The following is a 9,561-nucleotide window of genomic DNA, read 5'->3' on the forward strand; positions in this document are numbered from 1 at the left end:
CCGACCCCTCGCCGGGGCCCGCCCCCAGCGGGCGGGCCCCGGCTGCTTTCCAGGTCTCCGCCTTCTCCGCCTTCTCTGCTTTATCTGCCTTCTCCGCCTTCTCGACGGCCGTGACGTCACCCCGGCCGTCCTCCGTCATGTCGACGCGCCAGCTCACTTGTCGGATCACCACATTTGCAGGCTTTCCTATTGCCTGCCCGCATTCACTCTAACGAGGGAACCTCTCTTAAAGATTTGCCCACGGAACATTAAAGGGCGCATAGTGATGACACCTCAGTTCGGTCTGATGAACACCAAGTTCAGGCAAAGTCATCCCTAGCAAGGAGTAGGCCTTGTACTACGGAAACACGGCATCGGACAGCCCCGGGCAGCGGCTTCGCGCGGAGATCGCGGGCCCGGGGACGACGCCCCTGATCGGCGTCCACGACATGTACTCGGCCTCCATCGCGGCCGAGCACTACGACGGCATGTTCGTCTCCGGCTTCGGCTTCGCGGCCTCCTACTACGGGCTGCCCGACATCGGTTTCATCGCCTGGCCCGACATGGTGGGATTCGTCGAGCGGCTGCGCGGGGCCTTCCCCCGGCACCACCTGCTGGTCGACATCGACGACGGGTACGTCGATCCGGAGGTGGCCTGCCACGTCGTGCGCAGGCTCGAACGGATCGGGGCGTCGGGCGTGATCCTGGAGGACCAGAAGCGGCCGCGCCGCTGCGGGCACGCGGACGGCAAGCTGGTGCTGCCGCTGGAGGAGTACCTGGAGAAGCTGGAGCTCGTCCTCGCCAACCGGACGGACCTGGTGGTGGTCGCCCGCACCGACGCCACCGAGGAGGACGACATCCTGCGCCGGGCCCGGGCGCTCGCCGCCACCGACGCCGACGTGGTGCTGGTGGACGGTGTGCGCAGCGAGGAGTGGATCCGCCGGATCCGCCAGGCGGTCGGCGACAAGCCCCTGCTGTTCAACCAGATCGCGGGCGGGAAGTCGCCCCGGCTGTCGCTCTCGGAGCTGTCGGAGCTGGGGGTGGACGTGGCCATCTACAGCACGCCGTGCCTGTTCGCCGCGCACCGGGCGATGGACGAGGCGCTGGCCGGGCTGAAGAGCGCCGACGGGCGGCTGCCGGCCCCGGCCGGGGGGCGCGAGCAGGTCGGCGTGCGGGAGTCCACCGAGCTGCTGGAGCGGAACATCTCGCGCTCAAGCGGGCTGATGACGGTGACGGCATGAGGACCGGGCTGCGCGGGGCCGCCCCGCCCTCGCCGGCCGCCGCCCTGCGGGCCACCGCGCTGGGGCTGGCCGGAGCCTGCGCCCTGCTCGCGGGAGCCTCGTCGCCCGCGGCGGCCGGCGGCGGGCTGATCACGGTCGTGGACAACTCGAACGCCGACTCCTGGCTGGAGATCGACCGGACGGCCAACCTCCAGAACGGCAGCGGCTCGGCGGGCAGCGACCACGACGGCGCCGGCTCGCTGGTCGGCGGACTGCTCGGGCCCGGCTCCTCCTCCAGGCCCTCGGTCCGCCCGATGGCGGAAGGCGGCCCGTGACCGACCGTCCGGCGCGCCCGGAGCAGCCACCAGGGCTCCGGGCGCGCACGGCCAGGGGGCACGCGGCGCAGGGGCACCCGGCATCGGGGCACGCACCGGGGCACGCGGCCCGGCGGCGCCGGGACCAGGCGCCCGGGGAACGGACGCAGCCGCAACGCGCCCCCGGTCCCCGCCCCCGCAGGCTGCTGCCGCGCTGGCTGGACCCCTACATGGCGGCGCTGGCCGGCACCGTCGGACTGGCCGCGCTGTTCCCGGCCTCCGGCACCTCGGCGCGATTCGCCGGGGTGGCCTGCGACCTCGCGGTGGCGCTGCTGTTCTTCCTCTACGGTGCCAGACTCTCCACCCGTGAGACGCTGGCCGGGCTGCGGCACCTGCGGCTGCACGGGCTGGTACTGGCCGCCACCTTCGTCCTCTTCCCCCTGCTCGGCGTGGCCACCGCACTGCTCACGCCCGTCCCACTGACCGGGCAGCTGCACACCGGGGTGCTGTTCCTCTGTCTGGCACCCTCCACGGTGCAGTCCTCGGTGGCGCTCACCGGCGCTGCCGGGGGCAACGTGCCGGCGGCGATCTGCGCGGGCACCTACTCCAGCCTGGCGGGGCTGGTGCTCACGCCCCTGCTGGCGGCCTGGCTGCTGGGATCGCACACCACGCTGTCCGCCGACGGACTGCTGCGGATCGGGCTGCAGCTGCTCGCACCGTTCCTGCTCGGGCAGTTGCTGCGGCCGTGGCTCGGCGGTCCGCTGTCCCGGCACAAACGGGTGCTCACCCCGGTGGATCGCGGCTCGATCCTGCTGGTCGTCTACACGGCGTTCAGCGCGGCGGTGTCCCAGGGCATCTGGGGCCTGGCCACCCCCCTCGCGCTGCTCGGGCTGCTCGCGGTGCTGCTCGCCCTGCTCGCCGCCGCCCTCGCGGCCACCGGGCTCGGCGCGCGGCTGCTGGGGCTCGACCGGTCGGCCACGATCGCGGCGGTGCTCTGCGGTTCGCAGAAGAGCCTGGCCAACGGCCTGCCGATGGCCACCGTCCTGTTCGGCACGCAAGCCGGCCTGCTGGTACTGCCGTTGATGCTCTACCACCAGCTCCAGCTGATCGTCGGCACCGTACTCGCCGGACGCTGGTCACAGGCTCCCACCGCCGCCGCCGTGCCCGGCCCGGTCCCGGCCGCGCTCACCGGTCCGGACGCTCCGCCAGCACCCGGCTGATCCCCCGGCGCAGCCTGGCCGAGGCCCCCGGGAGGCGGCCGAGCCGGTGCAGCCGTTCGGCCGGCAGCTCCGGCCTACCGGCCAGCTCCAGAACGGCCGCGTACGGCCGGTCGCCCTCCCGCAGGCGGTCGCCCACGAGATCGACCAGCCCCTCCAAGGCCTCGCCCATGAGGGCGGGGTGGGCCGCGAGCAGCTCAAGGAGACGGTTGTCGTTCCACACCAGTTGCCGGCGTCCGGCCAGTGCGGCCAGCAGGTCGGTGGGGGCGGCCGGGTTGCGGGCGATCGCATGCCAGACGAACGGGTACTCTCCGATCGCCAGTTGGCGCAGTACCTCGGGGTTCGAGGTCCGTTCGGCGAGCCGCCGGTAGTCGCCGCCGTCGTGCAGGTGCTTGAGGGCCTCCACGTCGTCCGTCGTGTCCGCCGTCACCGTCACGTCCGCCCCCCTTGCTGTCGTTCGCGCAGGGGCGCGACCCTAGCAGGTCGGCGCCGGGTGATCAACCTTCATTCCGCTTCGACGGGCGTGCTGAGGGCGGTGGCCGGGAGGGTGGGCAGCGGGCCTGCGGGCGGCAGCTCCCAGACCGCCGGGTCGGGGGCGAACGGGCCGGCGCGGTCCAGGAGTTGCACGAGGGCGAGGTCCCGCGCCCGGTCCATCCACCGATGGGTGGCCTCGTCGATGACGCCGAGGCGCCGGGCGTGGGCGTACTCGTCCTCGTCCTTCCAGCTGTACGTCGAGAGATCGGGGGTGATCACCAGGTCCAGGAAGAGGTCGAGGGTGTCGAGGCCGATGGCCGTCCGCCGGTACGGGCGCTCGAAGTTGACGTACCAGTACAGCGGCCGGCCGCCGGGCGTCAGGAAGCGGTGGACGCTGAACGGCGCTCCGGCGGTGAAGCGGCTGAGCACCACGGTGTCGCGCCAGGTCCAGTCGTCGAGTTCCCACCGGCCGGCGGCGAGGTCCTCGATGCAGTCCAGCCGCGCGGCGTCGTCCCCCGCGCGGGCGGCGGCGGTCCAGCCGGCCGGGGCCAGGGTCTCCGTCCCCGGGCGGGCGGTGAGGGTCAGGGTCGCGCCGTCGTCCGCGAGCACGGTGTACGGCATGGCCGACCAGACCCTGCCGTGGGCGACGTCCCGTCGCACGGCGGTGCCGCCCGGGGCGAAGACCTGGGAGAGGGCCGGGGCCGTCATCGGATGTAGTAGGCCCGGTTGTGGGCGGCGACCGGCGGGGACTGGTAGGTCCAGACCCCGGCCGCCGGGGCGTCGGCGATCAGGTGGGCGAGGTCGCGGGCCGACTCCTCCGCAGGGTTGCCGAGGTCGAGCCGGACACGGTCGGCGGTGCGGTCGTCCAGGGCGTAGTAGCGGTAGGGCTGGTAGACGTTGAGCGGCCCGGCCAGCAGCTTGCCCTCGTCGTCGGTGCCGTAGCCGGTGATCGGCGTGTTGTTGACGGACTCGGGGGTGAGGCCGACCAGGTTCACGTCCAGGGCGAGGAGTTCCTCGTCGTGGCGGATCAGCCCGTCCTGCCCGAGGCCGGCCCGACGGCAGGAGACCGTCCAGCGTTCGCGCACGTCGGGCGCGTTGAGGGAGGGCAGGGTGGTCTCGAACCAGCCCGGGTGCTTGGGCTCGGCGTACAGCCGGCGCCCGGCGTCGATGGCGAGCGGGTTGTCGCAGAGGACGTGCAGCCGGGCGATGCCGAGCAGCTTGGTCTGGTCGTACCCCCGGGCGTACTGGCCGTAGTTGACCACCGGCATCCGCTCCTCGGCGAAGAGCGGATGGGCGATCAGGTTGATCTCCAGTTCCTGGGTGATGCCGCCGCCGTTCGGATACTGGGCGAAGTAGAGCTGGTAGTTGAGCGAGACGCAGGCCCCGCCGTCGAAGGCGGCGACGTTCAGCCCGGGGTGGCGCTTGGCGAGCAGTTCGCGCGCCCGCGCGCGGTCGACCAGGTAGTCGACGCCGATGTTGTGCAGCGCACCGTAGTGGAAGGGCAGGTGGTACGGCTCCGGTACGGGCGGCAGCGGCAGGCCGGTCATGAGGACTCCGATGACGGGAGAGACGGGAGAGACGGGGAAACAGGGAAGACGGGGGAAGCGGCGGGGGCGGTACGAGGGTTCAGGGGGCGGCCGGTGGTGCCACGGCCGCCGGGCGGTGCAGCTCCAGCAGGTCGTGGTGCATCCGCTCGGCGCTGCGCAGCGCGAGGGCGGCCATGGTGAGCGAGGGGTTGGAGGTGCCCAGGGAGGGCATCGAGCCGCAGCCGACGGCGTACAGGTTGGGGTGCTCCCAGCAGCGCTGCCAGTGGTCGACCACCGAGGTCGCGGGCGAGTCGCCCATGATGTGGGTGCCTCCGGCGTGGCCGGCGCCGCGGTAGCCGTGGACGCTTCCCCGGTGTTCGAGCCGTCCCGGCCATCCGGCCGCCGGGTAGGCGGTGTGGTCCTCGGCGCCGAGCAGGGCGAACAGCTGGTCGGAGACGGCCCGGGCGGAGGTCATCCCCTCGCGGACGTACTCCGAGAGGTCGTAGCGGATGGCCGGGCCCGGCAGACCGAGCGGGTCGCGCCGGTCCGGGTCGAGGGTGACTCGGTTGGCGGGGTCGGCGGGCTGTTCCAGCTCGAACTGGAGCGAGAACTGACGGCCCAGCCGGTCACCGAGGCGGTCGCGGAGCTCCTTGCCGCGCAGGCCCGCCGCGAGCAGCGCCGCCGCCTCGGCCTCCGGCGCGCCGCCCGCCCAGGACCAGCCCCAGTTGCCGATCTCGATCCGGAACGGCGCCCGGCGCTCCCGCCCGGGGCCGAAGCGGAACGCCTCCAGGCCGCTGGTGGAGCCGGGTCCGCGGTAGGGGCCGACCGGGCGGGGCATCAGCCCCCAGGTGAGCAGGGCCGGGTGGTCCATCAGGTTCCGGCCGACCTGGTCGCTGCGGTTGGCCAGGCCGGACAGGAGCAGCAGCCGGGCGTTCTCGATCGCGTGCGCGGCGAGGACGACCAGGTCCGCCTCCACCCGGTGGGCCGTCCCGCCCGCGAGGTACTCGACTCCTCCGGCCCGCCCGGTCTCCGGGTCGGCCAGCACCCGGCTGACGACAGCCTCCGTGCGCAGTTCGACCCCGGCCGCCCAGCGGGCCTGGGTGCGCAGCGGGGTGTACTTGGCGCCGGTCGGGCAGGCGGGGACGCAGCTGGCGCTGCCCGCGCAGAGCGGCCCGTCGGCGGATCCGGGCCTGGTCGGCACGCCGTTGCGGGCGTGCGGGGTGGCGGTGACGGCGAGCCGGGCGGGGCCGGGCACGGCGGGGTCGCGGACGGTCCGTCCGTCGAGGGCGCGGGCCAGTTGCCGGTCGAGGTAGCTCGCCGGAACGGCTCGCATCGGGAAGTCGTAGCCGTCCGGGATGGGCAGTCCGACGGCGCGGCGTTGCTCCTCGGCGTCGGCGGCGACGCCGAGTTCCTGTTCGGCCTCGCGGTAGTGGGGTTCCAGGTCGTGGTAGCCGATCGGCCAGTTGCGGCCGTGGCCGAGGTCCCCGGTGCGGAAGTCCTCGGGGTGCATGCGCGGGGTGAGCCCGGTCCAGAGCAGTCCGGTGCCGCCGTTGGCGCGCAGGTAGCCGCTGGCGTAGGGCAGCGGCCCGTCCTGGCGGAGGTGGCCGGTGGCGGTGAAGCCGCCGTCCGGGTTTCCGGCGAGGTCGGTGACGTCGGGTGACGGGGCTTCGGGGCTGTGCGGGTAGGGCGAGGTGGGCGGTCCGCCGCCGGCCGCGCGGTGGGCGGTGGCGGTTTCGGCGCCGGTGGGCGCGGCCCGTCCGGCTTCCAGGACGAGGACCCGCCAGCCCTGTGCACCGAGGCGGTGGGCGACGAGGGTCCCGGCGAAGCCCGCGCCGACCACGACGGCGTCCCAGCGGGCGCTCATCGGCGCTCACCGCCGTTGTCCGGCGCCACTGCGCTTCGGGGTGCCTCGGCCCAGCTGCCGTGGCCGGGGGCTGCGGAGCCGGGCGGGACGGCGTGGAAGGTCCGCCAGACCAGTCCCTGGTCGTGGGCCCGGGCGGAGGAGGGTGCCTCGCCGGGCCAGGCGCCGACGTACCAGAGGTGGACCAGGGCGTGCTCGTCGCGCACCTGGTGGGCCAGCGTGGTGCGGTGGTGCTCGTCCGCCATGCCGGTGGAGCGCAGTTCGGGGACGTCGAATCCGGTCAGCTCGGCGCAGACGCGCAGGAACTCGTCCAGGTCGGCCAGGGCGTCGACGTACTGGTTCGCGACGGGGTCCCAGCACTCCGCCAGGTCGTAGTCGGCCGGGCGGTCGTCGGACACGGGCACGCGGGCACCCCCATGGTCGGCAACGGGTGGCCGAGGCATGACAGGCCGGACGGCGCAACGGTCCGTACGGCACGACAGGCCCCACAACGCGGCAGGCCCGGGTCGACCCGTCCACCGGACGACCCGGCCTGCCACCGCGATCATGCCGCGCCTCCTCACCACCGGAAACGCGTTGCACGAATCTGCCCGGACTTCGTCACCCCTTGTCCGGTCGGCCGCGCATCACGATCATCCGGCGTCCGCTTCCGGTCGGCCAAGCGCCCGCACGGCCGCCAGGACGTCCAGGCCGAGCTCCGGGTCGGCGTCCTCGGGCAGGCTGACGGACAGCCGGGTGACCAGACCCGCGTACCGGCGGTGGATCTCCCGGGCGACCTCCTCCACCGGACCGCAGACCGCGAAGGCGTCGAACACCTCGTCGTCGATCAGCGCGGCCATCTCCGCCCAGCGGCCGCGCACCGAGTGGGTGTGCAGCTCCTCCTGAAGCTCCTCCCAGCCGTGCTGCGCCAGTACCGGACGGTAGGCCGGCGTGGAGGCGTAGAACGCGAGCCGCTCGCGGGTGGCGGCCCGGTTGGCCGCCAGTTCCTCCTCGGTGCGGCCGGTGGCGGTGAGCACGCTGCCGACGATCTCGAACGGCCGCTCCGTCCATGCGGCGCCCTCCGCCTCGGCCCGGGCCCGCTCCTCGGTCAGGCCCGGCAGCACCTGCTCGGTCAGGTAGGCGGTGGAGGAGAACGGGTGACTCAGGAAGCCGTCGGCCACCGCCCCGGCGGTCCGGGTCATCAGCGGCCCGACGCCCGCCAGCAGGATGCGCGGCACGCCGGACGGGACCGGGTCCGGGGAGAACACCGGCGTCATCACCGTGTGGGTGTAGAACTCGCCCCGGAAGCGCAGCCGTTCGCCGGTCTGCCAGCTGTGCCAGATCGCCCGTACCGCGTGCACGTACTCGCGCATCCGGGCGGCCGGACGGTCCCAGGGCATTCCGAAGCGCTTCTCGATGTGCGGCTTGACCTGCGAGCCCAGCCCGATGACGGCGCGTCCGCCGGAGGCCGCGTGCAGTCCCCAGGCCTGGTAGGCGAGGGTCATCGGGGTCCGGGCGAAGGCCACCGCGATGCCGGTGGCCAGCTCGATCGACTCGGTCCGGTCGGCCGCGCGGGCCAGCTGGAGGAACGGGTCGTACGCGGTCTCGGCCACCACCAGCCGGTCCATGCCCCGGCGTTCGGCCCGCTCGGCGGCGTCCAGGATGCCCGCCGGGTGCCCGGAGGCGGTGGCGTCGAGCCCGAGGGCGGCGGGTCGGGGGGCGGCGGGCCGGAGGGTGGCGGGTCGGTCCATGGGCTGGGCTCCTGGTCGCGGGCGGCTGTGGTACCCGGGTAGCCTGCCACGTCACCCGCCGTCGACGTCCCCGCCCGCGTCTCCCGGCACCGCGAACAGCCGGTCCAGGTACCGGTCCACGGCCGCGAGCACGGCGTCGGGCCCGACCACGTCCAGCTCCAGCAGCGTGGCGAACCCGGTGAGCGCGAGCAGCAGGTCCGTCTCCACCGCCGGATCGCGGTCGGGCGCCAGCTGCCCGTCGGCGATCGCCTGCCGGACCACCTGCTCGACCGTCGCCCGCCCCTGGAGCAGGCCGCCGCGCGCCCGAGCGTGGACCTCCTCGTCGTGCAGCGCCTCCAGCACGTAGGCGGCGCCCATCCGGCTGGTCGCCCGCGCGTCGGCGTGCAGGGGCAGCAGCTCGACCAGCATCACCCGCAGCACGTCGCGCGGATGCGGCCTCCCACCGAGCGCTCCCGTCGCCAGGCCGACCCGCTGCGCGCTCTGCTCGCCGGCGAAGTCCATCGCGAAGGAGAGCATCTGCGCCCGGGAGCCGAAGTAGTGCTGGAGCTGCCCGAGCGAGATGCCGGCCTCCTGCGCGACCTCGCGCATCGTCAGGTGGGTGACGCCGCGCCGTTCCACGACCCGCCACAGCGCGCGGGCGATCGTCTCCCGGCGTTCCCGGTGGTCGACCTGCTTCGGCATCGGTGGCGGCTCCTCGTCCTCGCTCCGCGCACTGCGGGGTCTTTTTCATACGATTGACATAATACAGCTGACCTATAACGTGGGGAGCCTTCCGAGGGAGGAGCGCCCACATGCCGGAACAGCCCGTCATCCGCACCACCGAGGGACTCGTCCGCGGCCGCTGGGCACCGCGGCGCGGCCAGGAACAGCGACAGGAGCAGCAGCAGGAGGAGAAGCACGCGCGGCCGGGGGGCCGGGAGCGCGGTCGGTTATCTAGTGCCGCATCAGGCAACGTTCGCCCCGTCGAAGTGCCGCCCGGCTGCCGCGCCGGGCGGCACCGAGCAAGCGGTCTCACCGAAACCCTTGCCTGCAAACTCCGAAACCGCAGCCACCAGGCGGAGGTGGAGCACCTCCACCTCCACCTGCCACGCGTGCTGAAGACCAGCGATCGGTGACCGGCTCTAGCTCTCAGCCTCGAACCAGGACCCGATGTTGTTCCACATGAAGGGGGCCTTCCACTCGGGCTCTCCCTTCATCCAGCCGAGCATGGCCGCGATGACCTTGTCACGTGAGACCGTCC

11 protein-coding genes are annotated in these 9,561 nt (G+C 73.6%); 4 read left to right on the forward strand and 7 right to left on the reverse strand.

The genetic code is table 11. The features are described from left to right. The first annotated feature begins 332 nt into the window (after positions 1–332). The 3 genes from ACFWJ4_RS08845 (at position 333) to ACFWJ4_RS08855 (ending at position 2,733) form a co-directional block, all read left to right on the forward strand. On the forward strand, positions 333–1,220 hold the full coding sequence (locus tag ACFWJ4_RS08845) for an oxaloacetate decarboxylase (RefSeq protein ID WP_380540964.1): 888 nt from the start codon (positions 333–335) through the stop codon (positions 1,218–1,220). Continuing rightward, positions 1,217–1,534 (forward strand): hypothetical protein, encoded by a 318-nt coding sequence (locus ACFWJ4_RS08850; RefSeq protein ID WP_380540967.1) that lies wholly within the window; start codon positions 1,217–1,219, stop codon positions 1,532–1,534. The genes ACFWJ4_RS08845 and ACFWJ4_RS08850 overlap by 4 nt, the downstream gene beginning before the upstream one ends. A 209-nt stretch (positions 1,535–1,743) precedes the next feature. Beyond that, positions 1,744–2,733 (forward strand): bile acid:sodium symporter family protein, encoded by a 990-nt coding sequence (locus ACFWJ4_RS08855; protein ID WP_380540970.1) that lies wholly within the window; start codon positions 1,744–1,746, stop codon positions 2,731–2,733. Here the strand turns inward: ACFWJ4_RS08855 and ACFWJ4_RS08860 are convergent. From ACFWJ4_RS08860 to ACFWJ4_RS08890, 7 genes are all read right to left on the reverse strand, one after another. Continuing rightward, on the reverse strand, positions 2,699–3,166 hold the full coding sequence (locus tag ACFWJ4_RS08860) for a hypothetical protein (protein WP_380540973.1): 468 nt from the start codon (positions 3,164–3,166) through the stop codon (positions 2,699–2,701). The two genes, ACFWJ4_RS08855 and ACFWJ4_RS08860, sit on opposite strands and share 35 nt — an antisense overlap. 68 nt (positions 3,167–3,234) lie before the next feature. Then, a complete protein-coding gene (locus tag ACFWJ4_RS08865; RefSeq protein WP_380540976.1) occupies positions 3,235–3,912 on the reverse strand; it encodes a DUF402 domain-containing protein in 678 nt (225 codons plus the stop codon). Continuing rightward, positions 3,909–4,751: a hypothetical protein gene (locus tag ACFWJ4_RS08870; RefSeq protein WP_359903256.1), complete on the reverse strand. Its 843-nt coding sequence runs from the start codon at positions 4,749–4,751 to the stop codon at positions 3,909–3,911. Before ACFWJ4_RS08870 ends, ACFWJ4_RS08865 begins: the two co-directional genes overlap by 4 nt. Positions 4,752–4,830: 79 nt before the next feature. Then, positions 4,831–6,594, reverse strand: coding sequence for a GMC family oxidoreductase (locus tag ACFWJ4_RS08875; protein WP_380540979.1), 1,764 nt, complete (start codon positions 6,592–6,594; stop codon positions 4,831–4,833). Then, a complete protein-coding gene (locus ACFWJ4_RS08880) occupies positions 6,591–6,995 on the reverse strand; it encodes a hypothetical protein (RefSeq protein WP_380540982.1) in 405 nt (134 codons plus the stop codon). Before ACFWJ4_RS08880 ends, ACFWJ4_RS08875 begins: the two co-directional genes overlap by 4 nt. A gap of 228 nt (positions 6,996–7,223) precedes the next feature. Beyond that, entirely contained in the window at positions 7,224–8,321 is a 1,098-nt protein-coding gene (locus tag ACFWJ4_RS08885; protein ID WP_380540985.1) for a TIGR03617 family F420-dependent LLM class oxidoreductase, read from the reverse strand. 51 nt (positions 8,322–8,372) lie between these two features. Continuing rightward, positions 8,373–9,002 carry a TetR/AcrR family transcriptional regulator gene (locus tag ACFWJ4_RS08890; protein WP_380540988.1) on the reverse strand — a complete coding sequence of 210 codons (630 nt, stop codon included), beginning with the start codon at positions 9,000–9,002 and terminating at the stop codon, positions 8,373–8,375. A 110-nt stretch (positions 9,003–9,112) separates the two neighbouring features. Here ACFWJ4_RS08890 and ACFWJ4_RS08895 point away from each other — a divergent pair, with 110 nt between their 5' ends. After that, complete coding sequence (locus tag ACFWJ4_RS08895; protein WP_380540990.1) at positions 9,113–9,436, forward strand: hypothetical protein; 324 nt, start codon at positions 9,113–9,115, stop codon at positions 9,434–9,436. Positions 9,437–9,561: the final 125 nt, after the last annotated feature.

Source organism: Kitasatospora sp. NPDC127067, assembly GCF_042724755.1.
GTDB classification, from domain to species: domain Bacteria; phylum Actinomycetota; class Actinomycetes; order Streptomycetales; family Streptomycetaceae; genus Kitasatospora; species Kitasatospora lactacystinica.